We start from the raw sequence: 25074 nt of genomic DNA on the forward strand, positions 1-25074 counted from the left end.
TGGCCTGCCGGCACCGCCTTACCGAAGCCTTCCTTCGACGGGCGCTCCGCCTTCTTCTGTCATCCACCGCATGCACGATCGGGAGATTGTCGCCGGCTCCTGCCACTATGGCTGCGGCCGGTTGAGTGCGGTCGCGCTGCGGCCTGAGAGATCGGTGATTGCTGCGATCCTCTTCACGTCTCGGGCGCCTCTGTGGGGGCGGTACCGAGCACTTCATCCAAGTCGGTGATCTGCTGGGCCGCGCCGACCTTGCTCGACATCGTTGTCTTGCCGTTCGCGATAACGACGAGGACGTGACGCTCTGGCGTTTCAAATTGCAGGCTTAACAATCATTCGCTGGGCGGAGCGATTTCATCAGAAGCACCCAGTGCTCCGTATCGGTCTCCCAGCCTTCTTTCACACAGGGGAGTGTTGCAGCTTCTTGGTAGCCATGCCGCTCGTACAGTCGTCTTGCACCTGTATTGTTGCTGGCGACGATGACACTCATCCGGCGAAGCGACTCATCCTGCGCTAATCGTTCTGCAACATCGAGCAGCCGTGAACCAAGCCCTTGCCCGCGGTACTCGGGGTAGCAGGCCAGCACATTGACGTACCAGCTTTCGAGTGCCTTGTTCTCCAGTTCTTGAAGCGGCCGGAACAGGGCGGGGAAGTCATCGGCAATTGGCTCGGGCTCGGAGCCGATCGGGTAGCCGGTCAGACTTGCTACCGCACCGTCTCCAAAGTCCACAACGACGATCTGGTCCTCGCGCACCTTTTGTAGTTGCCGGGAGCGACCGATCTCCCAAGGATCCTGTCCCTCCTTTGCAAGTCCCTCCCAAATGTACAAGGGCAAACCCTCGCCAGCAAAGTTGACGAGATCGGCCAGCGCCCTTGCATCTGCTTCGCCTGCGAGGCGTAGGGGTGGCTCAAGCCGGATCATGTGGATCTCCGGAAAGTTTCGGGCGGAAATCTATCATAGGCGGTTTTTCGAATGACGTCAGGTGATCTTCAATTCGTCCTCACCGCCCGACCGATCAGCGCTCGCGCATGATCACCGCAAAGACGACGCCGGAGGCGAATCCCGGAAGGGCGCTAATTAGGCCTTGCGCTGCCTTCGTACATGAACGTCAGTGGCTTCGGCCCTCGCATATAGCCCGTCTCGATCCGATCGATCCGAAAGCCTGCGTCTTCTATCAATGATTGGATCGGTCGGTTGAGGTGACAGCCACCACTGATGCGACGCCAAACCGGCGTGAGGCTATCCTGCCACCAGCGCACGCCCCGATCAGGCGAGAGCCCGTGCTCGACGAACAGCAGCTTGCCCTGGGGCCTCAACACCCGGCGCATCTCCGCCAACGCCGTCGCAGCTCCGGGGATCGTGCATAAGGTCCAGGTCGTGACGACGGTGTCGACGCTCTTGTCCTCAAACGGAATGGCTTCCGCAGAAGCTTCGATGAAATCGACCGACAGTCCAGAATACGGCACGCGACGGGCCATGGTGAGCAGGGTTGGGTCAGGCTCCAGCGCCAGAACTTCCTGGGCGACCGGACGGTAAAAGGGCAGATTCAGGCCCGAGCCGCTGCCTATCTCCAGAACGCGGCCCTCCGCCGCTCCGATCACGCGCTCGCGATAGGGATGCAGGCGCTCGTTGCGCATGGACAGATCGCACAACTTCGGCAGGATCACATCTCTGTATATTCCCATCGCCGCTCCTCCGAATTGACGCAACGGTCTGCGCCTATGGACTGCGTTTCGCGGTTTCCGGTCTGATCTGCTTCCGATCTCCCGATGACCACTTGCCAGGCTCCTCCTGGTGAGCGGAGGCTCAGTGGAGTTCGATGCAGCCTTACTCCCACTCCCCTCCCCAGATGACCCGGCCGCCATAGCGATAAGCAAATCGCTCGGCCTTGCGGCAACTTGTCGGTGGCGGCTGATGCCCGGCCGGGCGATCGTAGAACCAAACGCGGCAGAGTCCCGGCGGAGGCAAGTGGCCAGGGGGAATGCGATCTGAATAGCGCTGGTGATTATTCCAGCCGCCTTGCCGATCCCCTCTCCAGACAGGGGACGAACGATTGCCGCTCTCGTCCTTGTAAGGGTCAGCAAGTGCGGGCGAGGTGATCAGGACGGAAGCAGCAGCGAAGAAGAGATATTTGAGCATTGCATGCCTCTTAAGTCTATTCTTGATTGCATAGGCCGCAAATGTGGCCTGAACACGCGCTGAGTAGCTCAATAACGGATACCGTTCACCGATCGCCTTGTTCAATCGAGGTCCCGAAACGACAGGAGCATGCCCATGCCCCCGATGCCCGCCAGAATCGTCCACATCTCGATCGCGCGCGATTGGCGCGAGGTCTATGCCTTCATGGCGGAGCGCGAGAAGATGCCGCTTTGGGCCTCCGGCCTCTCCTCCGGGCTGACGCGCGACGGCGAGGATTGGATCGCGCCCGGGCCGCTCGGCAATGCCCGCGTACGTTTCGTGGCCAAGAATGATTACGGCGTCGTCGATCACCTGGTCACCTTCGAAGACGGCCGGCAGGTGCAAAACGCCCTGCGTGTCGTGCCGAACGGCGACGGCGCCGAGGTGATGTTCACCCTGCTCAGGCAACCGGGGATGAGCGATGCGCAATTTGCCGACGACGCGGCGTGGGTGGAAAAAGATCTCGCCACGCTTAAATCCATCCTGGAATCCGACAAGGACTGATTGGAAGGACGGGAACGACATGAGCCGCAAAGAGAACGACCGCCGCATCGATTACGTCGAATTCAACGTCGCGGATATCGCCGCCAGCAAGGCCTTCTATGGCAGCGCCTTCGGCTGGACCTTCACCGATTACGGGCCGGAATATTGCGAGTTTGCCGATGGTCGGCTGACGGGCGGCTTCACCACGCTCGGACCGGTGCGAAGCGGCGGACCACTCGTCATCATCTATGCCGACCGGATCGAGGAAGCGCAGGCCGGCGTCGAGGCGGCCGGCGGCAAGATCGTCAAGCCGATCTACGCCTTTCCCGGCGGACGGCGTTTCCATTTCACCGACCCGGACGGCTATGAACTGGCGGTCTGGTCGGAGCAATAGAGCATTCTGCAGTCAGGTGAGATCCCCTGCCGGCGCACAAATGCGGTAAAACCAAACGAATAGCACGCAGGGCACAAGGAGTATGAGAAATGCGGCTCGAGCGGTGGCGCGGACGCACATGAGCGCGGCCCGCTCCCGAACTGACGAGCGCGACAGTTTCGCCGTCACTTTACTTCCTCAAGGGCCAGGGACCCGCCCCCCAAGGGCCGACATGAGAAGTGGCGGCACTTGATCGAGAATTGCACCCAGCGGCTCGAGAAATGGCGCCGGATCGCCACCGTTACGGCAATACCGACAGAAGCTTAGGAGCCATAGCCCGCCTCTCTCTTCAAGGTTTTCCCGGACGTTCGGCTTGGGAACCAGGACGAGCATAGTCGGGAATCTTGAAGCGTCGCCGATAGCTCCCGGGCGACAGGCCGGTGACGCGTTTGAAGAGGCGACGGAAGAAGGCAGGCTCCTCGTAGCCGGCCCGCCAGCTGATTTCGTCTACCGTGTCTTCTGTCCGCTCAAGACGACGCTTGGCGTCTTCTACTCGCAGGCGCTGCACATAGGCGATCGGGCTAAAGCCCGTGGCGTTTGTGAACCGACGTTTGAAGGTGCGTTCGGCAAGACCAGTGCGCCGGATCATCTCTTCCACGGGATTGGCCACAGAGAAGTGTTTGGCAACCCAGTCTTGGGCCGTCTGAATCGCCTGATCGCCGTGTTCCTTGCGCCCCTCGAATACGATGTAGGGTGCGAGCCCGTCCTGATGCCATTGGAGGGCGAAGGATCGTGCGACGCTCTGTGCCGAGGTCGCGCCGGCATGGCGGGCTATCAGGTACAGCACCAGATCGTGCCACGTCATGGAAGCGCCGGAAGTGATCAGTTCCTCGCTCTTACCGGAGACGACCAGCACGCGCTCCGGGCGGATCGACACCTCCGGAAAGGCGCGGGCAAAGGCTCCCGCATAACCGAAATGCACCGTCGCTTCCTCGCCATCGAAGAGCCCGGTTTCGGCGAGCAGGAAAATGCCTGAGCAGGCGGAGCACAGGAGTGCGCCACGGCTATGCATCGTGCGAAGCCAATCGACCAGTTCTGGATGCAGATCCTTCTGCCAGCCCTCCGGGCCAAGCAGGATCGATGGGACGATGATGATATCGGTTTCACTGAGTTCATCGACGCTGCGCTGCACCATAACCGGGATGCGGCTGGCTAGTTCCAGCAGGCCGGGTTTGAGCCCAACGATCTCGACGTGAAACGGCGGTGCCTGCAAACATACGATCTCCGACAACGGCATCATGGCAAAGGCGTTCATCACGTCGAAGATGCCGGAGAGCGTCGATACGACGGCCTCCGGAATGGCGACGAGGCTCACGTGGAACGGCTCGGATCTGGTCGCAACGGTATGGTGCTGCATGTCAACGCCTTGTAGCGCATCGGCCCGAAAATCGGACCCGATTTTCAAAAAGCGCGCTACCTCGATTCATGAGCTTACAGCAACGCCCGTACGGACGCACCGGTACTATAGCGGGAGCAAGAATAACGCTGTCGGTTTGGCACAAAAGACCCGATTCCGGAAAATCCGGCTCTGCCCGTCTTCTCCTGTCTCTGCGATTCTTCGAGCCAGCCGCCGCCCTTCCCTGGGCGCGTTGACAGGAGACATTGATATGGAACACACCCACCACGGCACAATCGATTCTGCGAAACTCAACGCGCTGGTCGCACGGGCGATCGAGGACTTATCAGCCGGCTACGGCGGCGTCATGATCAGCCTTGGTAACCGGCTCGGCCTGTACAAGGAAATGGCCGGGGCCGGCCCGCTCAGCGCACGCGAACTGGCCAAGCGCAGCGGATGCGCTGAACGCTACGTCCGCGAATGGCTCAATTCGCAGGTTGCCGGCGGTTACGTCGCCTACCACGCCGTCAGCAATACCTACGAGCTGACGCCGGAGCAGGCCCTCGTGCTTGCCGACACCAACAGCCCCACCTTCATTCCCAACGCCTGGGCCGTACCCGCCTCGATGTGGGCCGATGAGGACAAGGCCGTGGAGGCGTTCCGCACAGGTAAAGGTATTCCCTGGGGCGACCACGACGGACGGCTCTCCTGCGGAGTCGCCTCGTTCTACCGCAACGCCTACAAGGCGAGCCTCGTCTCCGAATGGCTGCCTGCTCTCGACGGTATCGTCGACAAGCTCAAAGCCGGTGCCCTTGTCGCCGATACCGGGTGCGGTCATGGCCATTCGACAGTGCTTATGGCAGAGGCCTTCCCGGCATCCGAGTTCCGCGGCTTCGACTCGCACCAGGAGTCGCTGGTTGAGGCCCGGAAAGCCGCGGCCGAAGCGTGCGTTTCCGAGCAGGTTACCTTCGCGGCCGCGCGAGCCGATAGCTATCCCGGTGAGGATTACGACCTGATCTGCTTTTTCGATGCGCTCCACGACATGGGCGATCCGGTCGCGGCAGCGCGTCATGCCGCCCAGGCACTCGCACCGGACGGCACGGTGATGTTGGTGGAGCCCTTCGCCAACGATCGGGTCGAGGACAACATCTCCCCGGTGGGGAGATTGTACTACGCGGCCTCGACCACGATCTGCTGCGCCCATGCGATCTCGGATGGTGGCCGCCTGGTGCTTGGCGCGCAGGCCGGCGCGGCGCGGCTGGCCGACGTCTTCCGCAAAGCCGGCTTTACCCGCTTCCGCCGCGCTTTCGAGACGCCATTCAATCTCGTTCTCGAAGCGAGGCTCTGACCCGTCCACCCGCTCTCGGACGGCCGACCGATCTGCCAGCCCCGATCCGCCTGCGGGACGGGTCGTAACCTCGTGTAGGGTCCCGGAGATAGTCCGCCCTCCCGGCGGGCCTATTTTCCGGCTGCGCCGCGTGCAGCGACGTCGGCTGATTCCATCTGACTGCAAACGCTCAGCGCCGTGGGCCCTTTGGACGCGCAAAGGGCGCTGCAGCTCTTTGAACCTAGCCATGGTGATTTCGAGAATCGGATCCGATTTTCGGGCCGACGCGCTAGCCGTGCCGACCGCGCTACTCGCCGAAACGGATGAACAAGGCGGCGACCAGACCGAAGACGACGAGGCACTGCAGGATGTACATCGGCCATTCCTCTGCCATCTCGCGTCCTCCATTCGAGTATCTCTACAGAGACGCACGAAGTCGCTGCAGATCGTGCACTTTAGCACCTCTGCAGATTGGCGCGCAAAAATGCCGCGCGCCCCGATCAGGAACGCGCGGCAGGAGCGGCGAAGGAAAAGTGTGAGGATTTTCCCCGCCGTTCCTTTGCCGGATCGGCGAACCGCGGCAGCAATTCACGGCGGTACGGCGGCCTTTGCGCGTCTGATAGACGCCCGGCGCTAGCCTACTCGCCGCCACCCAGCGAATGGACGAAAACCGCGAGCTGCTTGACGGTAGAGTCGCCAATGCGCGGCAGCCAGGCGGGCATCACCCCGTGCTTCGGTGCCTTCATCTGTTCGATGATCGCCTGCTCGCCGCTCCCCTTCAGCCAGATCGCATCGGCGAGGTTCGGCGCCCCGAATTCACGGCTGCCGGTTGCATCCACCCCGTGGCACGAGGCGCAATTATCCGCAAAGAGCTGCTTTCCGGGCTCCACCAGAGCCGCATCGGACGGCGCGCTGGTGAGGCTTACGACATAGGCGGCGGTCTGCCGCAGTTCATCCTGCGTCAGCATGTCGGTGAAGGACGGCATCTCCGAGATGCGCGTCTCGTCATCGCCGGCATGGCGGACGCCGTGGGCGATCGTCTGGTAGAGCGCCTCAGGGTCACCGCCCCAGAGCCAATCATCGTCGTTCAGGTTCGGGAAGCCCTCGGCACCGGCCGCACCCGATCCATGGCATTGCGCGCAGTTCACCTTGAAGGCCGAAGCACCGGCCGCAATCGCGAATTGCTGCAGTTGCGGATCGGCGATGATCTCTTCGACCGTCCTTGAAGCGATGCGTTCCATATTGCCGGCCTGGGCCGCCCTCGCCGCGGCGAGTTCCGCGCTGACTTCGGCGCGGCTGGAGTAACCGAGCACCCCCTTGGTGGCCTCGGTCAGCAACGGCCAGGAGGGATAGGCGATCGCGTAACCGATGCCCCAGAGGATGGTCGCGTAGAAGGTGTAGACCCACCAGCGCGGCATCGGGTTGTTGAGCTCGCGGATGCCGTCCCACTCATGTCCGGTGGTTTCGACTCCGCTGATCTCGTCGATATGTTTGTCCGCCATGGATCAGTCCTCCTTCAGCGGGATAATGGCGGCCTGTCGGGCGGCCTTCTTGGCGCCCGGCCGAAAAACGAAAAGGACGACGCCGAGGAAGAAGACCGTCATGGCGAGCAGTCCCCAGCTATCGGCGAAATGGCGCATAGCCGTGTAGGTTTCCATGGGAGCCTCCTTCTTAGCGATAGCCGGTGGTGTCGTCATAGGTTGAGAAGTCGACGAGCGTGCCGAGCATCTGCAGATAGGCGACGAGCGCGTCCATCTCCGTCAACTTCTGCGGGTCGCCGTCGAAGTCCCCGAGCTTGGCCTTCGGGTAGCGCGCCTCGACGCCGGAGGTGTCGGCATCGGGATCGGCCTGTGCCTCGAGGTCGTCGAGCGCGTGGGCGATCATCTCGTCCGTATAGGGAACCCCGACCGCCCTGTTGGCCTTGAGGCTCATGGCGACATTCTTCACGTCGAGCGGCGTCTCCTTGAGGAAGGCGTAGCTCGGCATCACCGATTCCGGCACGACGGAGCGCGGCTCGATCATGTGCTGGACGTGCCATTCGTTGGAATAGCGATCGCCGACCCGGGCGAGGTCCGGCCCCGTCCGCTTGGAGCCCCACTGGAACGGATGGTCGTACATGGACTCCGCCGCCAGCGAATAATGGCCGTAGCGCTCCACCTCGTCGCGGAACGGCCGGATCATTTGGCTGTGGCAGACATAGCAGCCCTCGCGGACGTAGATGTCGCGCCCGGCGAGCTCCAGCGGCGAATAGGGCCGCATGCCCTCCACTTTCTCGATCGTGTTCTCGAGATAGAAGAGCGGCGCGATTTCCACGATGCCGCCGACGGAGACGACGAGCAGGGAGCCGACGAGCAGTAGCGTGGCATTGCGTTCGAGGATGGCGTGTTTATCGAGAATGGACATGGTTTAGCCCTCCTATTCCGCAGGCTGTGCGATCGGCGCCGCACCGATGATCGGCTCCTCGTCACGGACGCGTCCGAGGATTGTCATTGTGATGTTGAAGGCCATGACCAGGGCGCCGGCGAGGAACAGGGCGCCGCCGATGGCACGCATCACGTAGTACGGGAACATCGCCGCCACCGTTTCCGCGAAGGAATAGACGAGGAAACCCTGGTCGTCGTACTCGCGCCACATGAGTCCCTGCTGGATGCCGGCGACCCACATGACGGCGGCGTAGATGACGATGCCGAGGGTGGCGAGCCAGAAGTGCCAGTTGACCATGCGCATGCTGTAGAGCCGCTCGCGGTTCCAGAGCTTCGGCACGAGATAGTAGAGCGCACCGAACGTGATCAGGCCGTTCCAGCCGAGCGCGCCGGAATGCACGTGGCCGATGGTCCAGTCGGTATAATGGCTGAGGGAGTTCACGGTCTTGATCGACATCATCGGCCCCTCGAAGGTCGCCATGCCGTAGAAGGCGACGGCCATGACCATCATGCGCACGATCGGATCGGTGCGGACCTTGTCCCAGGCGCCCGAGAGCGTCATCAGACCGTTGATCATGCCGCCCCAGGAGGGCATCCAGAGCATGACGGAGAAGACCATGCCGAGGGTCTGCGCCCAGTCCGGCAGCGCGGTGTAATGCAGGTGGTGGGGACCGGCCCAGATATACATAAAGATCAGCGCCCAGAAGTGGATGATCGACAGCCGGTAGGAATAGACAGGACGGTTCACCTGCTTGGGGATGAAGTAGTACATCATCGCCAGGAACCCGGCCGTCAGGAAGAAGCCGACGGCGTTATGGCCGTACCACCATTGCGTCAGTGCATCCTGCACGCCCGAAAAGGCCGAATAGCTCTTGGAGCCGAGGAAGGAGACCGGCACCGCGAGATTGTTGACGACGTGCAGCATGGCGATGGTGACGATGAAGGACAGGTAGAACCAGTTCGCCACATAGATATGCGGCTCCTTGCGCACGAGGATCGTGCCGAGGAAGACGACGAGATAGGCGACCCAGACGATCGTCAGCCAGAGATCCACATACCATTCCGGCTCCGCATATTCGCGGCTTTGGGTGATGCCGAGCAGGTAGCCGGTGGCGGCGAGGAGGATAAAGAGCTGGTAGCCCCAGAAGACGAACCAGGCGAGATCGCCGCCGAAGAGGCGTGCGCGGCTCGTGCGCTGCACGACATAGAAGGACGTGGCGATCAGCGCATTGCCGCCGAAGGCAAAGATGACCGCGGAGGTGTGGAGCGGCCGCACGCGCCCGAAATTGAACCAGGGCTCGATGTTGAGATCGGGAAAGGCGAGTTGCAGCGCGACGACGACGCCGACGAGGAAGCCAACCACCCCCCAGAAGGCCGTGGCGATGACACCGTATTTCACGACCTCATCGAAATATTCCGATTGCGGTGCGGGCGCCCGGCTTGCAACCGCCGGCCGGAACTCCATGCGGCGCATGAGCACGATCGTGCCAGCGACGAGCACGAAGAACAGAACCCACATATGCGCCCCGAACAGGCGGTCCTGGGCGAAGCCAGCCCCGATCAGCGCCAGGAAGGCGCCGACCGCAAGCACGAGCATCTCGAGAGTGTATTTCATGGTTGGGTCCCCAACTTTTCTCAGGTTGCCGGCGATCGCGCGCAATTGCGGCGCGAACCAGCCGGCCTGAGAATTGTCAGAATCACCCCTTTGCCGCCTTGACTCAGATCAAGGTTGGGCCCGGCGCCGTGTCGCATACTCGTCGATGAAGGAGGACCATCCTTGAGGAGATATTGGAAGGGACCGGAGCGCATGGCAGCAAGGATCAATTGGCCGCCGCCTCCGGGCGGCGCGCGCGCCGCGGCGAACGAGGCCTATGCCGAGCCGCTCGCCTGGCTCGCAAGCGTCCATAGGGAGCAGCTGGCGCTCTGCGATTGCCTCGAGGCGATCGCCGACAGCCTTCCGGGCGAAGTCGATCGTGAGATTTGCGCCTATGCGGCCAAGATGCTGGCTCCGATGCTGCGCCAGTTTCACGCTGGCGAGGAGCGCATCGTCTTCGACTGGGCCGAGCAGCGCTCCGGCGACGATCCGTCGGCGCGCGCATTGCTGGAGCGGCTGAAATACGAGCACTGCGAGGACGAATGCTTCGCCGAGGAATTGACGGAGATGCTGGATCGACTGGGCACGGACGACCGCACCGTCAACCCCGAGACGGCCGGCTACATGCTGCGCGGCTTCTTCACCAACCTGCGCCGCCATGTCAGCTTCGAACAGGAGTACCTGCGCGGCATTGTCGCTCGTCAGACGCATGATCCGAGCTGATTGCCTGGTCCGACGGGGAACAACACTCCGACCTCATGGCTGCGTTGGCTGCTGCCGTTGGCCGCGTCTTCTGCGCCTGGGCGGCGAAATACCAACCATCGTCGAGCGGCTGATAGCCGGGGAGAAATCCCGGGCGTTCAATTCCCCGTGACACCTGCCCTTATCAGGGAACAGCCAACTCTTCCAACCGTTGCGAGGAAAAGCTTTTCTGAATGGGAGAGACAGCCATGGAGTATCGGGAATACATACACATGCCGCTGACACCGCGCGACATGAGATGGGGCCTTCGACAGGGCGCCATCGCCGGTATCGTTGCAGGAATCGTGTTTGCCGCCTTCGAGATGATTGTCAGCGCAGCGATGATGGGAGCAGAGGCTTTCTTCATGCCGCTGCGCATGATCGGTGCCATTGCGCTCGGAGCGGAGGCACTCGATCCCGGCTATTCACTGCTGACGGCGGGCATCGCCGGCCTCATTGTCCATATGGTACTCGCAATCATCTACGGAGTGATCTTCGGGGAGATCGGCGCCGCGTTGCGAGGGCCGGTCGCTTTCATCGGCGCAGGCAGCATATTCGGCCTCGTCCTTTGGCTGATCAACTTCTATGTCATCGCACCGATTCTCTTCCCGTGGTTCCTCGACGCGAACCCGCTGGTGCAGTTCATTGCGCACACCTTCTTCTTCGGTGCCGTGCTCGGATACTACCTGTGGAAGTCGCACCAGAGAAGCGGGTTGGAACAACCGCTCTGAAGGCTGTGCTCGGGGACATTCACGGCAGCGCTTTGACGGCCAATCAAGTCGCTTCCCGACTCAGGCCGCGATCGCCCGCCGGCAGTCGGCCTGCTCCTGGATAACGAGAATGGCGCCGATGACCCTGCTTTTGCTCGACAGGCAGGGCGTCATGCGACAGCGGACCGCGACCGTATTTCCGCCGACGGACTTGGCGAAGGAATAGTCGACGATTTCCCCCGCAAAGCAGCGGTCGAGATAGGCTTTGACCCGCTGCTCGAAACGCTGCAGGCCGATGAATTCGACGATGTGGCGGCCGATGAGATCGATCGGCTTGCTTCCGAGATGATCCGCATTGACCCGGTTGGCGTAGAGATAACGGTAGTCGGGCGTGATCACGGCGATCCGGTCGGGAAAGGAATCGAGGATCGCCTCGTTGAGCAGGCCTTCGTCGGCACGCCCCCTTTTCGGCAGCTTCGGGGTGCGTTCGAGATCAAGCCCCGCGACGTCGGCCGCGCCGGTCGCTGCGAAATACCGGTCGATCAGGGAGCGAAGCAATTGCGAATGGCGCAGCACGCAGGTGAGATCGTCCGCCTCGGCGCGCAGCATGTCCACCAGAAATTGAAATTGGAGGCGCGCCTCCTCGACGCTAGCGGCCTTCCGGTCATAGACGGCCTTGAGGATGGGATCGAGTTCGCGGTCCAGAATTCCGATCAGATGTTCGTCCGCCACCTTCACGGCAAATTGCATTTGCGAATATTTGAACCAGAACAGTTCAATCAGTTCCTTCAATTCGAAACCCCATTGCCAGCCCGACGCACCGAGCCAACCGGCCTGTCGCAGCCGATCGCTTCGGTTGGCGGATTGCCCCTCATGCGGAATGCAGGGCCCTTGAGGCGCCCACGCATGTTCCCCCGAACACAACAATAAGTTTACACTCTATGCGCGCGTGTTCAACAGGAGAAAGCGAAACTGATGGACCTGCAACGTTACCGGAAGTCGCCGCCGGGCGAAAATCCAGGCATAAACGGCCAATCCCAACCGTCCCCCCTGCGCGATGGGCAACGTTCGGGCGATCTGGAGAAACGCGCCGGCGGTTCGCCCCCAAAAGTCGATCCTGTCTTCTGAAGACACGATGCGGGCGCAGTGCCGGAGGATCAGAAAACGCCAGCGATCCCGGAAAGGGATCGACGAATTACAGATTGCGCTTGATATGCCAGCGGTCGTGGTACCAGAGCCATTGGCCCGGATATTCCCGAACCCAGCTCTCGACCTTGTCGTTCAGCATCTGTGCCGTTGCGGTGACGTCGACGCTGCCGTCCGCCCGGCGCGGAATTTCGACTGCGGGCTCCAGTTCGAGCCGGAAGCGGCCGCCCGGCAAGCGGATGCAGCGGGCCGGATAGACTTCGCAATTGAACTGCCGGACGAGCTTGGCAAGCAGCGGATTGGTCTGCACGTCGCGGCCGAAAAACTTGGTCTTGAGCCCTTTTCGAAATTTCTGGTCGACGAGGACACCGACGCCGCCGCCGCGTTCGAGCTGGCGGGCGAGCGCGAAGGAGGAGCCCGCATGCGACGGCACGAGATTGCCCATGCGGGCCTTGCGGAACTCGAACACCTTGTCGGCGAGATAGGGATTGTTCGGAGGCCGGAAGAGAACCGTCACCTCCAGCCCGAAGGCGGAACCCGCGACCGGCAGCATTTCGAAATTGCCGCTATGCGCCGTGAAGACGATGAAGGGTCGCGGGTTGTCGCGCAGTTCCATGAAGAGCGGGATGCCGGAGACCTCCACCCTGCCCGGCTCGGCGCGTTCCGGATCGAAGTCGAAGAGGCGGTCGAGGAACACATATTCCGCAGCGAGCCGGCCCATATTGCCCCAGCTTTCGAGCGCGATCTCCTTGATCTCCGCCTCGCCCTTTTCCGGGAAGGCATTGCGCAGATTGGTGAGCGTCAGCCTGTGGCGGCGCGTTTTCGGGCCGATCCAGCGCGCGACGCGATCCATGAAATTGATCGCCGCATCCGGCGGAAGAAGCTTCAACACCGAAAGAAGCAGGAGCACGAACTGGGCGATCGCCCATTGCCTGAAGCGATCGGCGGCAAGCACCAGCCGTGTGATCAGCATGCGCACCGGGTTCAGTCCATCCTGAGGACGATCTTGCCGAAGATCTGGCGGGACTCCATCCGTTCGAGCGCGCGATCGATGTCGGTGAGCCCGACCTCCGTATCGATCACCGGATGAACGAGCCCGCGCGCCATCTTCTGCATGGCGTTGGCCATGTTCTCCATGCGGCAGCCGAAGGAGCCGAGCAGCTTCAACTGCTGCTGGAAGAGCATCATCAGGTTGACTTCCGTCGAAACGCCGGAGGTGGAGCCGCAGGTAACGAGCCGTCCGCCGCGCTTCATCGACAGCATCGAGCCCGCCCAGGTGTCCTTGCCGACGTGCTCGAAGACGACGTCTACGCCCTTCTTCTTGGTAAGCTTGCGCACCACGCCCTCGAAGCGATCGGTGCGGTAGTTGATGACGTGATCGGCGCCGAGGGCCTTGGCCTTTTCGATCTTGTCGTCCGAGCCGACCGTGGTGATGACCGTGCAACCGATCTTCTTGGCAAGCTGGATGGCGGCCGTGCCGATGCCGGAGCCGCCCGCATGGACGAGGATCGTCTCGCCCGGCTCGAGCTTGGCATTGTCGAAGAGCATGTGCTCGACCGTGCCGAAGGTGACCGGCGCCAGCGCCGCGCCGACCGCATCGACGCCGGGAGGCGCCGGCACCAGCAGGCGCGCCGGCAGGTTGACCTTCTCCTGCGCGAAGCCGTCGAGATGGAAGCCGTGCACGCCGCCCACATGTTCGCAGAGATTGTCGCGTCCCTCCCTGCAGGGGCGGCAAAGGCCGCAGGTGCGCGCGCCATAGATCGACACGAGCTGCCCCGGCAGCACATTGCCGACGCCCGGCCCGATGCTCTCGACGACGCCGGATGCCTCCGCGCCGATGACGAGTGGCATCTTGCGCTTGGCGAAGGCCATGCCGCGCCAGCCCCAGACGTCGATGTGGTTGAGCGCAACCGCCTTGACGCGCAGCGTCACCTCGCCGGGACCGGGGGCCTCCGGCTCCGGCAGGTCGGTGATTTCGAGCTTGCGGTCATCGAGCAATTGCAGGGCGCGCATGGTTTTTCCTTTGAAGTATTTCGATGGTCGAGCAGGTGGCCGCTATTGCTAATGGCGAGGCGCTAATCCCCTCTGGCCGGTCCACCCTTTGCAGCTGCAGCACAGCTGCTGCGGAGGACGGGCAGGCCAGAGGGGGGCTCGCTTGCACCATCTTCAAACCGGCTCGGCCGTCATCACGAGGCTGGCGTTCTGGCCGCCGAATCCGAAGGAGTTCGACAGCACGGCCGTCACCTGCTGGTCGCGCTTCACGTTCGGCACGACATCGAGAACGATGGCCGGATCCGGATTCTGGTAGTTGATCGTCGGCGGCAGCGTTCCGGTCAGCATCGTCTGGATCGAGAACACGGCCTCGACCGCACCGGCGGCCGTCAGCGTATGGCCGATCATCGACTTGTTGGACGAAACCGGGATCGACGGCAGGCGATCGCCGAAGACAGCCGACATGGAGAGATATTCCATCTTGTCGTTTTCCGGCGTCGAAGTGCCATGGGCATTGATGTAGCCGATGCCGCCTTCGTCAATGCCGGCATCCGCAAGCGCCGCCCGAATCGTCGCGATGGCCGGACCGCCGTCCGGCGAGGAACGCGTGCGGTGGAAGAGATCCGCCTTCTCGCCGCAGCCCCTCAAGATGCCGTAGACACGCGCGCCGCGGGCAACTGCCGCCTCCAGCGACTCGAGCACCAGCGTCGCCGCCCCTTCGGCGATGACGAAGCCGTCGCGGTCCTTGGTGAAGGGCTTCGATGCTTTTTCCGGCGGATCGTTCTGGGTCGAGAGCGCCGAAAGCAGCGAGAAGCGGATCAGCGCTTCCGCACTGACCGAGCCGTCGGTCGCGACCGTCAGCGCGCGATCGGTGCGGCCCTGACGGATCGCTTCGACGCCAAGCTGGATCGCCGTGGCGCCGGAAGCGCAAGCGGTCGACAGCGTCACCGGAAGGCCGCGGGTGCCGAAACGGTCGGCGAGGCGCTCGGAAATCGAGCCGAAGAGCACCGCCTCGTGAAATACCGGATCGGCCTTCTGCCGCATGGCGGCGAGGAAGCGGTTGTAGGCATCGCCAGGACGCTCCGACGGCGGCGAGCGGTCGGCAAGCTCGAAGCGGGCATTCCATTCCGGCTCGATCGGCGGTGCGGCGAGGAAAAGCGGGCCGTTGAAGTCGCCCGAAATCCCGGCCTGCGAAAGCGCCTCCAGGGTCGTCTCCCGCGCCATCGCATAGGAGCGCTCGACGGCATTTTCGGCCGGCAGCTCGATGAAGTCGACCGTACCGCAGATGCGGGTCGAGAGGCTGTCCGTCGGGAAACGGGTGATCTTGTGAATACCCGATACGCCGCCCGTCAGCGCCGCCCAGTTATCTTCGATCCCCTGGCCGAGCGAGGTGATGACGCCCATGCCCGTCACGGCGACGATCGGACGGCCGAGATGGTCCTTGTATGCCTTGCTCATGGTCGAGCTCCCTTATTCAGCGGCAAGCACGGCGATGCCTTCGCCGCGGGCATGTCCGATGGTCGTCACGACGGCTGCCTTTGCGGGCGCCGTCATCCGCGTTTCGGCAGGATCGAAGGGCGGGATTTCGGCATCATTGCCGAGCGCAAGCGCGGCAAGCGCCATCCCGACCGGGAATTGCGCCTCGACCCCATGGCCGACAAGGCCACCGAAGGCGCGGACCGGCCGGCCGGCGAGTTCGGTCTCGAGGAAGGACTTTTCGCGGCGAACGAGGTCGTGGAACCCCGAGGTGCCGGAAAAGACGACGGTCGACTGCGGGTCGGTATCTGCGGCCGGCTGCGCCAGGTCCTTGAGGCGCGCCTCGAGCTTGCCCTCGTCGCGGCTGCCGCGGTCGCCGCCGATCGCATCGATCGTCGCATAGATGCGGGCGCCGCGCGCCTCGGCATATTCGCGCGATTCGAGCACGAGGAAAGCGCCTACGGAACCGAGTATCATGCCGCCGCCATTCCCGGCCTCGCGAGACCAGATCGGATGCCACTCGCCGGTCGCATGCGCTTGGATGGCCTCGAACAGCAGGACGATATCGAGACGCTCGGCCGAAAAGGCCCCGCCGACGAGCGTGTGGGTCGACTGCCCGGCCTTGATGCGGGCGAAAGCCGTCTCGACCGCCGAGATGCCGGCTGCCTCCTCGCCCATGAAGGTGCGCGAGGAGCCGGTGACCTTGTGCACGATGGAAATATTGCCGGCAAGCAGGTTGGAAAGCTGGGCGAGAAAGAGCGTCGGGCGCAGTTCGGTGGTCAGCTTCTCGTTCAGGAGCCGCTCGCGGTCATTGCGCTTCAAGGCCTCGTCGACGATCAGCGAGTCGACATTGATGTCGCGCTCGCCGCCGCCGGCGGCGACGATCATGTCCATGCTGCCGCAGGCGTCGAGATCGTCCTTCAGGCCGGCATCGTCGAGCGCAAGGCCGGCGGCGAAGACACCAAGGCGCTGCCAGTTCTCCATCTGCCGCTGGTCGCCGCGCTTCGGGATCTGCTCGGACCAGTCGATTTCCGGCAGCGGATGAATGGGATAAGGCGCGAAACGTTCGGTTTCGATCCGCACTTCTGGTGCCTTGGCCGCGGTCAGGAGCTTCACATGCGGCTCGGTACCGACACCCTGGCTCGTCACGATGCCGATGCCGGTGATCACCACGTCGTTTGCGGATTTCGTCATCTTATTTCTCCGAACCGGCCGTTGCGGCCATGAGACCCAGTTCCTCGGCGCGTTTGCGAACGATTTCGCCGAGCGGCACCTGATCGAAGGCTACCGTTCTCAGCTTCAACTGGGCATCGCAGATCTTCTTGCCGCCCGAGGCAATCTTCGCCTTGGTGACGGCGAAACCGGACCCCTCATGCTCCAGCAGCGCCTCGATCTCGAGTTCGGCCGAGGGCTCGACGAAGCTGCGCATCTTGGCGCCGTCGACCGACATCAGGAACGGCATCGCCGCGAATTTCGTCGCCGCGAGGACGAGGAAGCCGGAGGCTTGCGCCATCGTTTCGATCAGGAGGACGCCCGGCACCAGCGGATAGCCGGGGAAATGCCCCTCGAACACGGGACTCTTTTCCGGGACGACCGATCGCGCCGTGAGCCGGCCGGCCGTCAGATCGACGCTCTCGATCCTGTCGATCATCTGGAAATACTCAAGGAGCATGAGGGCTCACCCCGTTGGTTTCGCGGCTGAAGTAAAAATGCCGATGCCGCCTGTCAAGCGAAGGACGCAGCAGGCGGCATCGGAATTGGATCGAACCCGGATGGAGGCGTCAATCAGGCCTTGGCGGCCCGCAATTCGTCGATCTTGGCGCAGAGGTTCTTCAGAACGAAATATTCCTCGGTCGAGACCTTGCCTTCATTGACTTCCTGAGTCCACTGCTCAAGCGGGATCTTGATGCCGAATTCCTTGTCGATCGCGAAAACGATGTCGAGGAAATCCAGGCTGTCGATGCCGAGATCGTCGATGGTGTGGCTCTCCGGCTTGATCGTCTCGCGATCGATCTCGCTCGTTTCCGCAATAATGTCGGCAACCTTGTCGAATGTAGCTGTCACGCGCAATACCTCATGAAATTCGAGTCTTGGCGATCCCTATAGAAAAATGCACCGCAAAAGCCAATGCCTCCTTGGCTTCAGCGGTTGAGAATTGAAGGCAGCTGTTGCTAAACGGCGACCGAGTGCCGTCCCCGCCCCGAGCGAAGATGCGCGTCGAAGGCGGCCGCGACCGTCCTGGCGAAGGGCCTGCCGCGCGGGGTCAGGCCGAAGACGCCGTCCTCGATCACGGTGAGACCATCGGCGTCCCGGGCGCGAAAGAGCCGCGCCTCCTCTATGACCGCTGCGGAAAGCCCGGGAAACTCCGCCGCGATCCGCTCGAAGGAGAATCCAAACTCGCACATGATGAGCGCGATCACCCGCGCCCGCAGCCGGTCGTCCGGCGTCATGAGATAACCGCGGACGGCGGCAAGCCCGCCCTCCCGGACCCCACGCAGATATTCTCCCGTCGCCGGATTATTCTGCACGTAACCTTGCCGGAACTGACCGATTGCCGATGCGCCGAGGCCGATCAGCGTTTCGGCGGCATCATCGGTATAACCCTGGAAGTTGCGCCGGAGCCGCCCCTCCCGGCTGGCGACGGCGAGCGAATCCGCTGGCCTGGCGAAATGATCGATGCCGATCGGCTGGTAGCCGGCGACGACCAGCATTTCGGCTGCCCGCGACATCTGCGCATAGCGCTCGACGATGCCCGGCAGGCTCTCCTCCGGGATCATCGCCTGGTGCTTCTTCATCCACGGCACATGCGCGTAGCCGAAGAGCGCGACCCGATCCGGAGCGAGAGAAAGCACCGCGCCGATGGTGCGCTCCAGCGACGACATCGTCTGGTAAGGCAGGCCGTAGAGCACGTCGCAATTGACGGAACGCACGCCGCGAGCCCGCGACGCCTCGATTGCGTCGCGCGTCTGCTCATAGGTCTGTATGCGGTTGATCGCCTTCTGCACCCTCGGATCGAAATCCTGGATGCCGAAGCTCGCCCGTGTCATGCCGATCGCCGCGAGCGCGTCGTGGCGGCCGGCGTCGAGATCGTTCGGATCCATCTCGACGCTGACTTCGCACTGCTCGGCAAAGGCGAAGTGGCGGGTGAGCTGTTCCTTGAGCGCAATCAGGTCCTCCGGCCGGAGCAATGTCGGCGAACCGCCGCCGAGATGCAGCGCGGTAACGCGGGCGCCGACACCCGTAAGCCCGCCGACCGTCGCGATTTCACGGCGCAACGCCTGAAGATAGGAGGCGACCGGATCGTAGCGCAACGTCTGCTTTGTATGACAGGCGCAGAACCAGCAGAGCCGGTCGCAATAGGGAATATGGGCGTAGAGCGACAGCCTGTCGCCGGCGGCGAGTGCGCCGAGCCAACTCGCATATCGTGAATTGTCGACCTCTGCCGAGAAATGCGGCGCCGTCGGATAGCTGGTATAGCGCGGCACCGGCGCGGCATGCCTCAGTACAAGTGCATCGTCCATCTTCGTCTCCGCTCACGGTGCGAGCAGAGATAGGATGAAAGGGCTGAGCATCCTTTGATATTGATCAAGTCGAATGACGAGTGGGACTAATTGATAAACGTCAACTTTGCATGAGACATAGTTTCGCGCCTGCACAAACGGCACCTACTAAGCCTTGATTTGCCATCGACGATCCTTTTTGTTTCGATGAGTGCTAATCGAGACGGGCAGAAAAAAATTGCAGATTGCCGCCGAGAACCGCCGCAAGGACATCCATAACTCCGAAATCCCCGTCGTGTGCATCGCCTGTGAGGCGCGCCACGGCGGCGTTTGCGGCGCGCTCACGCCCGGCCAACTGACGGAACTCAGCCGATACGCGACGCGGCGCGCGGTTGAGGCCGGCAGCGAGATGATCGGCCAGGGCCAAGCGACCCAGAACCATGCCAACATCATCCGCGGCGTCGTGAAATTGAGCAAGATGATGTCGGATGGCCGGCAGCAGATCGTCGGTCTTCAGTTCGCGCCGGACTTCATGGGCAGGCCCTTCACACGCGAAAGCGCGCTGAGTGCGGAAGCGGCGACCGATATCGACATCTGCGCCTTTCCCCATGCGATCGTCGAGCGGCTGATGGCCGAGGCACCGGGTCTAGAGCACCGGCTGCACGAGCAGGCGCTCAAGGAACTCGACGAGGCGCGCGAATGGTTGCTAACGCTGGGCCGCAAGACGGCCCAGGAGAAGGTTGCAAGCTTCCTTTATCTCATCGCAACCCATGTTGATCCCGGGGAGGACGCGGCGAACGAATTCGACCTGCCCCTGTCGCGTGCCGACATTGCCGACTATCTCGGCCTCACCATCGAGACCGTCAGCCGCCAGATCACCAAACTGCGCAAGGACGGCGTGATCCGCATCGACAACAACCGCCGCGTCTTCGTGCCCGTCATGGCGCGCCTGATGCGCTACGCCGGGATCGATGCCTGAGTTTCTGGAGAATTCGAGCGCGAGCAGACGGAAAAGCCGCGCTATTCCTCATCAGAGCAACAACGGCAGCGCCAGCACGGCACAGGACGCGGCCAAGACCGAACAGGCCGCGGAGAAGACCGAGACGGCACCGTCGATATCCTCCACGGACGCGACAGGCCGGCCGCTCCCATGGATCATCGGCTCGTCCACCATCGCGCCGCCATAAATCCGTGGCCCGGCAAGCTGCAGATCGAGCGCCCCGGCCATTGCCGCCTCCGGCCATCCGGAATTGGGCGAGCGGTGCAGGCCGTGGTCGCGCCGCGCCACGTCGACTGCGGCTCTTGCCGCCTCCGCGCCGCGCTTCAGATAGGCGCCGGCGGCAACGAGAAGGACCGAAAGCCGCGCGGCCGGTAGATTGACGAGGTCGTCGAGCCGCGCGGAGGCCCAGCCGAAATGCAGATAGCGGGGGCTCTTGTGGCCGATCATCGAGTCCGCGGTGTTCAGCATCTTGTAGGCGAGCAATCCCGGAAGGCCGGCCAGGGCATACCAGAAGGCCGGAGCAACGACACCGTCGGAGAAATTCTCGGCCAGACTCTCGATCGCGGCGCGGCAGACGGCCGGCTCGTCGAGCGTGTTCGGATCGCGCCCGACAATCATCGACACCGCCTCGCGGCCACCCGCAAGGCCGTCGCGGCGCAACCCGTCGGCGACGCGTATCACGTGATCGGCGAGGCTCTTCTGCGCCAGGAAGACGGCAACGATGATTGCCTCGACGAGAAAACCGACGGCGCCGAGGACATCGAAAAGGCGGTCGAGCACGACGCCGACGACAATGCTCGTAACAACCAGGGCGACGATCGTCACCAGCCCGCGCAGCCTCAAGGAACCCTTCCCTAGTCCGGCGCGGTTGAATCCTTTGTCGAAAAGACTGATCGCCCGACCGAAGTGGACGATCGGATGCGTAATCCGCGACCACAGCCAATCCGGATCGCCGACGAGACGGTCGAGCAGCAGCGCAACCGCCAGGATGAGAAGGGTTTCAAACATCTAGGCCCCTGCCATTTGCAAGGCTTCGGCGAAGCGGCGATCCCCATGCTCGTCCGCCGCAAGGCCGATTCGCAGCCAGTGCGGATTGTAGTCGAACCTTCGGGTCAGGATGCGCGCCCCGCAAAGGGCCTCGTGAAGGTCGTGGGCTCGCACATGTTCCACGAGAGCGAACAGCCCCGTGCCGCCGATCACCTTGAGCCCGGCTCCCGCGAGCACCGCATCCAAGCCGGCCTTCCGCTCCAAAATGCGCTGGGCGACCGCCTCGCTCTGCGCATCCATCAGGTTCGCCGACAGGGCCAGCGCCGGACCGGAAACGGCCCACGGACCCAGCCACTCGCGCAGCGACTCGAGCACCGCTGCCGCGGCAACGACGAAGCCGAGCCGCAGACCGGCAAGCCCGAAAAACTTTCCGAAGGAACGCAAGACGATCAGATTGTCGTGGTCCGCCACATGCGGAGCAACGCTTGCCGCCGGATAGAGATCGCCGAAGGCTTCGTCGACCACAAGCAGGCCGCCGCGCGAGGCCATCGCCTCGGCCATGGCCAGGATTTCCTCCGGTTGGAACAGCCTGCCGGTGGGATTGTTGGGATTGACGACCACGGCGAATTGGGCGGCGGCGAGATCCTCGACGCGCTCGACGAAATCGACCACCATGCCGGCCGCCTGCAGCACGCGGGCATATTCGCCATAGGTCGGCGCAAAGATCGCGGCACGCTTCGCAGAGCCCGCCAGCCGCGGCAGCAATTGAATTGCCGCTTGCGTGCCGGGCACCGGCAATGGCAGCAGGTTGCCGGTCCGGTAACGGCGGCTTGCCGCCGCACGCGCCGCCTGCTCCAGATGCCCGTCCGGCAGGCGGTGCCAGACGCGCGGGTCGACCTGGGGAAGGGCAACCGGACACGGGTTGATGCCGGTCGAAAGGTCGAGCCAGTCTTCTGGCGTGCCGCCGAAACGCGCCGCAGCCTCGCTGATGCCGCCGCCGTGCACGATCGGAGCCGTCATGGGGCCTCCAGCCGGTCGATGAGGTGCATGAAGGAGCCCGCGACGTTGTTTCGGCGCAAGCCCGCCCGCCCGAGGTCCGCTCCGGCCGCGTCGGTCAGCGAGAAGAGCGGCTCGGCCGCCCCTTCCGAGACGATGGTCGCGTAGTGGAATTCGTGTGCCGTCATGGGTCCGTCGAAAAAAGCGGTGTCGAACGGCTGGACGCGACGATAGCCGAGGTGCCGCCTGCGCTCGGCAAAACTGGTGACGAGCGGCAGGAGGCCCAGCATCTCGTGCCGGCGACCGTCGGCGGCAACAAGCCCCTCCCCGAGCGCCATGTAGCCGCCGCATTCGCCGAAGACGCGAACGCCCCGCGCCGCCGCAGCACGCACGCCGTTGCGGAAGGTGCTTGCGCCGGCGAGGCGTTCCGCCTGCAGTTCCGGATAGCCGCCGGGAAGATAGATCGCGTCAACGGCGCCGTCCGGCGCATCGTCGGCAAGCGGCGAGAAGAAGGAGAGTTCGGCGCCCTGCCCGCGCCAGCCGGCAATGAGATGTTCGTAAACGAAGGCGAAGGCGACATCGCGGGCAATGGCAATGCGCTGGCCGAGCGGCTTGAGCGCGGGGGGGTCGGGTCTTGCCTGCAATGGCAGCGGCATGGCGGCGGCGAGAATGGCATCGAGATCGCAATCGGCCTCGATTGTGGCGGCAGCATGGTCGATGAAAGTTTCGAGCGCGCCGTGCTCCCCTGCCTGGACGAGACCCAGATGGCGTTCGGGCAGCCTGAGCGCGGCATCCTGCCGGATGACGCCGAAGATCGGCACCGAAATCCGGCCGAGCGCATCGCGCAGCATCGCCTCGTGGCGGTCACTGCCGACCCGGTTGAGGATGACTCCCGCGACGCGGACATCGTCGCGATGGACGGCATAGCCGCGCACCAGCGCCGCGACCGAATGGGACAGGCGGGCGCAATCGACGACGAGAACCACCGCAAGACCGAGCGTGGCGGCGAGATCGGCCGGGGTTCCACTGCCGTCGGCGGCGCCATCATAAAGCCCCATCATCGCCTCGACGATGAGCGTGGATCCGTCGGCCGAGGCCTGCACCGCATTGGCGAGAAGCAGATCCCGCCGCATCGCCCAGGGATCGTAGTTGAGGCAGGGCCTTCCGCTCGCCGCCGCATGGAAGGCCGGGTCGATGTAATCCGGCCCCGCCTTACCGGGCGAAATAGAATGTCCCCGCCTCTTAAGCGCCCGCATCAGGCCGAGCGTTACCGTCGTCTTGCCCGAGCCGGAGCTCGGAGCAGCAATCATCAGGCCGCTCATGCCGGGTTCCGGAAGCGATCTGGCAACGGATCGGTTACAAGTTTGCGGCCTTCGAGCGCGCCCCTCCAGTCGAGCGACGGGCGCAGCCGCACGACCTCGCCCACGACGACGATCGCGGGCGGCTCGAGGCCGGAAGCCGCGACATCGGCTTCCGCCCGCGAGAGCGTGGTTTCGAGCACCACCTGGTCCGCCGTCGCCGCATTGCAGACGAAGGCAACCGGCTCGTCCGGCGCGCGACCGGCGGCAATGAGGTTCGCGGCAATCTGGCCGATATGCTTCATCGCCATATACATGACGATGACCGGCGAGCCTTTGGCGATGCCTTCCCAATTGATCCGGTCCGGCACGACGCCGGAGGAATCATGGCCCGTGAGGAAAGTAACCGCATGGTTCACTTCCCTATGGGTAACGGGGATACCCGCATAGGCGAGGCCGCCGATGCCCGCCGTAATGCCCGGCACGATGCGGAACGGAATGCCGTGCTCGACCAGCGTCAGCGCCTCCTCGCCGCCTCGCCCGAAGACGAAGGGATCGCCGCCCTTCAACCGCAGCACCCGCAGCCCCGAGCGAGCCAGTTCGACCAGCCGCAGCGAGATGTCGCGCTGCTTCGGCGAAGGCTTGCCGCCGCGCTTGCCCGCGAACTCGAGCGTCGCCCCGGGTTTGGCGAGCTTCAGGCACTCGCTGTTGACCAGCGCGTCGTGGACGATGACATCCGCCTGGCGCAGCGCATTGGCCGCGTGAAGCGTGAGAAGACCGGGGTCGCCCGGCCCCGCCCCGACCAGCCACACGGTCCCCGGATCAAGGTCGGGCAGACCGGAGAAAAAGGTTTCCGTCATCGTCTCTTACTCCCGACCGCACGAAGCACCCGCCCCCAGAGGGGGGTTGACCTTGCCTCCATCATTCCATTCCTTCTTGACCTTTGAGAACCATACCGGCGACCGCCGCGGTGGCGCGAGCCGAGCGGATCTTCGGCACGATCAGAACCGCATCCCGGCCGGCGGCGGCAAGGGCGGCCCCCTCCGCCACGCCATGGCAGCCGGTATGGGCGAAGACGATTTCAGAGGGATTTTGCAAGCGGTCTTTCTCCGCCTCGAGCGCCGCCGCATCGAAAAAGCGAAGCGGCACCGCAAAGTGCTGCGCTGCGGCGCGAATGGCCGGTTCCTCGGCACGCGCATCGAGTGACGCGATAAATGATAGTTCGCCGCTGCTGGCGCCTGCCTCCGCGAGCGCCTGTTCGGCAAGCGCGATCACTTCCTCCGGCGCTGTCCGGCGCTCGCAACCGAGACCGAGAACGAGATTTCCATTGGTGACGGCTGTCCCCTCGGCCGAAGGCATGCGGTGCGGCTCCCTGCAGCGCGGCCTCTCTCGGCACGCAAGCTGAAACTCGGTTGATTGCTGCACGGGGATTGCTTCCTGGGCCCGGCGCAGCGGT

27 protein-coding genes are annotated in these 25074 nt (G+C 63.5%); 6 read left to right on the forward strand and 21 right to left on the reverse strand.

Going from position 1 to position 25074, the window contains the following annotated elements; genetic code table 11:
* Positions 1-322: 322 nt before the first annotated feature.
* The 3 genes from SJ05684_RS09110 to SJ05684_RS09120 all read right to left on the reverse strand — a co-directional run bounded on the left by SJ05684_RS09110 (position 323) and on the right by SJ05684_RS09120 (position 2137).
* Positions 323-919 carry a GNAT family N-acetyltransferase gene (locus tag SJ05684_RS09110; protein WP_034850576.1) on the reverse strand — a complete coding sequence of 199 codons (597 nt, stop codon included), beginning with the start codon at positions 917-919 and terminating at the stop codon, positions 323-325.
* A gap of 152 nt (positions 920-1071) precedes the next feature.
* Positions 1072-1683 carry a class I SAM-dependent methyltransferase gene (locus SJ05684_RS09115; RefSeq protein ID WP_034850578.1) on the reverse strand — a complete coding sequence of 204 codons (612 nt, stop codon included), beginning with the start codon at positions 1681-1683 and terminating at the stop codon, positions 1072-1074.
* Between the two features lie 142 nt (positions 1684-1825).
* Entirely contained in the window at positions 1826-2137 is a 312-nt protein-coding gene (locus SJ05684_RS09120; RefSeq protein WP_083846037.1) for a hypothetical protein, read from the reverse strand.
* Positions 2138-2272: 135 nt separating this feature from the next.
* Here SJ05684_RS09120 and SJ05684_RS09125 point away from each other — a divergent pair, with 135 nt between their 5' ends.
* Positions 2273-2680 carry an SRPBCC family protein gene (locus SJ05684_RS09125; RefSeq protein WP_034850580.1) on the forward strand — a complete coding sequence of 136 codons (408 nt, stop codon included), beginning with the start codon at positions 2273-2275 and terminating at the stop codon, positions 2678-2680.
* Between the two features lie 19 nt (positions 2681-2699).
* The gene (locus tag SJ05684_RS09130; RefSeq protein ID WP_034850582.1) at positions 2700-3053 is read left to right on the forward strand and encodes a VOC family protein; all 354 of its coding nucleotides are present in this window, start codon (positions 2700-2702) and stop codon (positions 3051-3053) included.
* A 328-nt stretch (positions 3054-3381) separates the two neighbouring features.
* Here SJ05684_RS09130 and SJ05684_RS09135 read toward each other — a convergent pair whose 3' ends face one another.
* On the reverse strand, positions 3382-4449 hold the full coding sequence (locus tag SJ05684_RS09135) for a GlxA family transcriptional regulator (RefSeq protein WP_034850607.1): 1068 nt from the start codon (positions 4447-4449) through the stop codon (positions 3382-3384).
* Between the two features lie 250 nt (positions 4450-4699).
* On the opposite strand from SJ05684_RS09135, the gene SJ05684_RS09140 reads away from it, so the two are divergent.
* A complete protein-coding gene (locus tag SJ05684_RS09140; RefSeq protein WP_034850584.1) occupies positions 4700-5776 on the forward strand; it encodes a class I SAM-dependent methyltransferase in 1077 nt (358 codons plus the stop codon).
* A 617-nt stretch (positions 5777-6393) separates the two neighbouring features.
* On the opposite strand, the gene ccoP is transcribed toward SJ05684_RS09140, so the two are convergent.
* The 4 genes from ccoP to ccoN are packed head-to-tail and all read right to left on the reverse strand — an operon-like array spanning position 6394 to position 9793.
* Positions 6394-7257, reverse strand: a complete 864-nt coding sequence (gene ccoP, locus SJ05684_RS09150; protein WP_034850585.1) for a cytochrome-c oxidase, cbb3-type subunit III — start codon at positions 7255-7257, stop codon at positions 6394-6396.
* 3 nt (positions 7258-7260) lie between these two features.
* A complete protein-coding gene (locus tag SJ05684_RS09155) occupies positions 7261-7413 on the reverse strand; it encodes a CcoQ/FixQ family Cbb3-type cytochrome c oxidase assembly chaperone (protein ID WP_034850586.1) in 153 nt (50 codons plus the stop codon).
* A 13-nt stretch (positions 7414-7426) separates the two neighbouring features.
* A complete protein-coding gene (gene ccoO / locus SJ05684_RS09160) occupies positions 7427-8158 on the reverse strand; it encodes a cytochrome-c oxidase, cbb3-type subunit II (protein WP_034850587.1) in 732 nt (243 codons plus the stop codon).
* 12 nt (positions 8159-8170) lie between these two features.
* Positions 8171-9793: a cytochrome-c oxidase, cbb3-type subunit I gene (gene ccoN, locus SJ05684_RS09165; RefSeq protein ID WP_034850588.1), complete on the reverse strand. Its 1623-nt coding sequence runs from the start codon at positions 9791-9793 to the stop codon at positions 8171-8173.
* 162 nt (positions 9794-9955) lie between these two features.
* On the opposite strand from ccoN, the gene SJ05684_RS09170 reads away from it, so the two are divergent.
* A complete protein-coding gene (locus SJ05684_RS09170) occupies positions 9956-10495 on the forward strand; it encodes a hemerythrin domain-containing protein (RefSeq protein ID WP_244426564.1) in 540 nt (179 codons plus the stop codon).
* Positions 10496-10722: 227 nt separating this feature from the next.
* The gene (locus SJ05684_RS09175) at positions 10723-11244 is read left to right on the forward strand and encodes a hypothetical protein (protein ID WP_034850591.1); all 522 of its coding nucleotides are present in this window, start codon (positions 10723-10725) and stop codon (positions 11242-11244) included.
* 60 nt (positions 11245-11304) lie between these two features.
* Here SJ05684_RS09175 and SJ05684_RS09180 read toward each other — a convergent pair whose 3' ends face one another.
* From SJ05684_RS09180 to hemN, 8 genes are all read right to left on the reverse strand, one after another.
* Entirely contained in the window at positions 11305-12015 is a 711-nt protein-coding gene (locus SJ05684_RS09180) for a PAS domain-containing protein (RefSeq protein WP_034850592.1), read from the reverse strand.
* Positions 12016-12418: 403 nt separating this feature from the next.
* Positions 12419-13342, reverse strand: coding sequence for a lipid A biosynthesis lauroyl acyltransferase (locus tag SJ05684_RS09185; protein ID WP_034850593.1), 924 nt, complete (start codon positions 13340-13342; stop codon positions 12419-12421).
* Between the two features lie 11 nt (positions 13343-13353).
* Positions 13354-14382 (reverse strand): zinc-binding dehydrogenase, encoded by a 1029-nt coding sequence (locus tag SJ05684_RS09190; protein ID WP_034850594.1) that lies wholly within the window; start codon positions 14380-14382, stop codon positions 13354-13356.
* A 153-nt stretch (positions 14383-14535) separates the two neighbouring features.
* Positions 14536-15819: a beta-ketoacyl-ACP synthase gene (locus SJ05684_RS09195; protein WP_034850595.1), complete on the reverse strand. Its 1284-nt coding sequence runs from the start codon at positions 15817-15819 to the stop codon at positions 14536-14538.
* A 12-nt stretch (positions 15820-15831) separates the two neighbouring features.
* Positions 15832-17031 carry a beta-ketoacyl-ACP synthase gene (locus SJ05684_RS09200; protein WP_095694241.1) on the reverse strand — a complete coding sequence of 400 codons (1200 nt, stop codon included), beginning with the start codon at positions 17029-17031 and terminating at the stop codon, positions 15832-15834.
* Position 17032: 1 nt separating this feature from the next.
* Entirely contained in the window at positions 17033-17509 is a 477-nt protein-coding gene (locus tag SJ05684_RS09205; protein ID WP_034850612.1) for a 3-hydroxyacyl-ACP dehydratase FabZ family protein, read from the reverse strand.
* 113 nt (positions 17510-17622) lie between these two features.
* Positions 17623-17901 (reverse strand): acyl carrier protein, encoded by a 279-nt coding sequence (locus tag SJ05684_RS09210; protein WP_012708338.1) that lies wholly within the window; start codon positions 17899-17901, stop codon positions 17623-17625.
* A gap of 107 nt (positions 17902-18008) precedes the next feature.
* The gene (gene hemN / locus SJ05684_RS09215) at positions 18009-19358 is read right to left on the reverse strand and encodes an oxygen-independent coproporphyrinogen III oxidase (protein ID WP_034850614.1); all 1350 of its coding nucleotides are present in this window, start codon (positions 19356-19358) and stop codon (positions 18009-18011) included.
* A gap of 217 nt (positions 19359-19575) precedes the next feature.
* Between hemN and SJ05684_RS09220 the strand changes: the two genes are divergently transcribed.
* Positions 19576-20316 (forward strand): Crp/Fnr family transcriptional regulator, encoded by a 741-nt coding sequence (locus SJ05684_RS09220; protein ID WP_034850618.1) that lies wholly within the window; start codon positions 19576-19578, stop codon positions 20314-20316.
* A gap of 51 nt (positions 20317-20367) precedes the next feature.
* On the opposite strand, the gene cbiB is transcribed toward SJ05684_RS09220, so the two are convergent.
* From cbiB to SJ05684_RS09245, 5 genes are all read right to left on the reverse strand, one after another.
* Positions 20368-21345: an adenosylcobinamide-phosphate synthase CbiB gene (gene cbiB / locus SJ05684_RS09225; RefSeq protein WP_034850620.1), complete on the reverse strand. Its 978-nt coding sequence runs from the start codon at positions 21343-21345 to the stop codon at positions 20368-20370.
* On the reverse strand, positions 21346-22344 hold the full coding sequence (gene cobD, locus SJ05684_RS09230) for a threonine-phosphate decarboxylase CobD (protein WP_034850622.1): 999 nt from the start codon (positions 22342-22344) through the stop codon (positions 21346-21348). It lies immediately after the preceding gene.
* Positions 22341-23642, reverse strand: a complete 1302-nt coding sequence (locus tag SJ05684_RS09235; protein WP_034850624.1) for a cobyrinic acid a,c-diamide synthase CobB — start codon at positions 23640-23642, stop codon at positions 22341-22343. Before SJ05684_RS09235 ends, cobD begins: the two co-directional genes overlap by 4 nt.
* Positions 23639-24478 carry a uroporphyrinogen-III C-methyltransferase gene (gene cobA / locus SJ05684_RS09240; protein WP_095694242.1) on the reverse strand — a complete coding sequence of 280 codons (840 nt, stop codon included), beginning with the start codon at positions 24476-24478 and terminating at the stop codon, positions 23639-23641. The genes SJ05684_RS09235 and cobA overlap by 4 nt, the downstream gene beginning before the upstream one ends.
* A gap of 61 nt (positions 24479-24539) precedes the next feature.
* Positions 24540-24977 (reverse strand): cobalamin biosynthesis protein, encoded by a 438-nt coding sequence (locus SJ05684_RS09245; RefSeq protein ID WP_034850638.1) that lies wholly within the window; start codon positions 24975-24977, stop codon positions 24540-24542.
* Positions 24978-25074: the final 97 nt, after the last annotated feature.

Origin of the sequence: Sinorhizobium sojae CCBAU 05684, from assembly GCF_002288525.1 — a bacterium.
In the GTDB taxonomy this organism is placed as follows: Bacteria; Pseudomonadota; Alphaproteobacteria; order Rhizobiales; family Rhizobiaceae; genus Sinorhizobium; species Sinorhizobium sojae.

What these genes read in the sequence shown, in the direction of transcription:
- SJ05684_RS09185 (WP_034850593.1), bottom strand. Translation starts at nt 13,342, where the DNA reads ATGCTGATCACACGGCTGGTGCTTGCCGCCGATCGCTTCAGGCAATGG.
- ccoP (WP_034850585.1), bottom strand. Translation starts at nt 7,257, where the DNA reads ATGGCGGACAAACATATCGACGAGATCAGCGGAGTCGAAACCACCGGA.
- SJ05684_RS09195 (WP_034850595.1), bottom strand. Translation starts at nt 15,819, where the DNA reads ATGAGCAAGGCATACAAGGACCATCTCGGCCGTCCGATCGTCGCCGTG.
- SJ05684_RS09155 (WP_034850586.1), bottom strand. Translation starts at nt 7,413, where the DNA reads ATGGAAACCTACACGGCTATGCGCCATTTCGCCGATAGCTGGGGACTG.
- ccoO (WP_034850587.1), bottom strand. Translation starts at nt 8,158, where the DNA reads ATGTCCATTCTCGATAAACACGCCATCCTCGAACGCAATGCCACGCTA.
- SJ05684_RS09110 (WP_034850576.1), bottom strand. Translation starts at nt 919, where the DNA reads ATGATCCGGCTTGAGCCACCCCTACGCCTCGCAGGCGAAGCAGATGCA.
- SJ05684_RS09235 (WP_034850624.1), bottom strand. Translation starts at nt 23,642, where the DNA reads ATGAGCGGCCTGATGATTGCTGCTCCGAGCTCCGGCTCGGGCAAGACG.
- ccoN (WP_034850588.1), bottom strand. Translation starts at nt 9,793, where the DNA reads ATGAAATACACTCTCGAGATGCTCGTGCTTGCGGTCGGCGCCTTCCTG.
- SJ05684_RS09205 (WP_034850612.1), bottom strand. Translation starts at nt 17,509, where the DNA reads ATGCTCCTTGAGTATTTCCAGATGATCGACAGGATCGAGAGCGTCGAT.
- hemN (WP_034850614.1), bottom strand. Translation starts at nt 19,358, where the DNA reads ATGGACGATGCACTTGTACTGAGGCATGCCGCGCCGGTGCCGCGCTAT.
- SJ05684_RS09190 (WP_034850594.1), bottom strand. Translation starts at nt 14,382, where the DNA reads ATGCGCGCCCTGCAATTGCTCGATGACCGCAAGCTCGAAATCACCGAC.
- SJ05684_RS09120 (WP_083846037.1), bottom strand. Translation starts at nt 2,137, where the DNA reads ATGCTCAAATATCTCTTCTTCGCTGCTGCTTCCGTCCTGATCACCTCG.
- SJ05684_RS09175 (WP_034850591.1), top strand. Translation starts at nt 10,723, where the DNA reads ATGGAGTATCGGGAATACATACACATGCCGCTGACACCGCGCGACATG.
- SJ05684_RS09125 (WP_034850580.1), top strand. Translation starts at nt 2,273, where the DNA reads ATGCCCCCGATGCCCGCCAGAATCGTCCACATCTCGATCGCGCGCGAT.
- SJ05684_RS09130 (WP_034850582.1), top strand. Translation starts at nt 2,700, where the DNA reads ATGAGCCGCAAAGAGAACGACCGCCGCATCGATTACGTCGAATTCAAC.
- SJ05684_RS09135 (WP_034850607.1), bottom strand. Translation starts at nt 4,449, where the DNA reads ATGCAGCACCATACCGTTGCGACCAGATCCGAGCCGTTCCACGTGAGC.
- SJ05684_RS09115 (WP_034850578.1), bottom strand. Translation starts at nt 1,683, where the DNA reads ATGGGAATATACAGAGATGTGATCCTGCCGAAGTTGTGCGATCTGTCC.
- SJ05684_RS09140 (WP_034850584.1), top strand. Translation starts at nt 4,700, where the DNA reads ATGGAACACACCCACCACGGCACAATCGATTCTGCGAAACTCAACGCG.
- cbiB (WP_034850620.1), bottom strand. Translation starts at nt 21,345, where the DNA reads ATGTTTGAAACCCTTCTCATCCTGGCGGTTGCGCTGCTGCTCGACCGT.
- SJ05684_RS09245 (WP_034850638.1), bottom strand. Translation starts at nt 24,977, where the DNA reads ATGCCTTCGGCCGAGGGGACAGCCGTCACCAATGGAAATCTCGTTCTC.
- cobA (WP_095694242.1), bottom strand. Translation starts at nt 24,478, where the DNA reads ATGACGGAAACCTTTTTCTCCGGTCTGCCCGACCTTGATCCGGGGACC.
- cobD (WP_034850622.1), bottom strand. Translation starts at nt 22,344, where the DNA reads ATGACGGCTCCGATCGTGCACGGCGGCGGCATCAGCGAGGCTGCGGCG.
- SJ05684_RS09200 (WP_095694241.1), bottom strand. Translation starts at nt 17,031, where the DNA reads ATGACGAAATCCGCAAACGACGTGGTGATCACCGGCATCGGCATCGTG.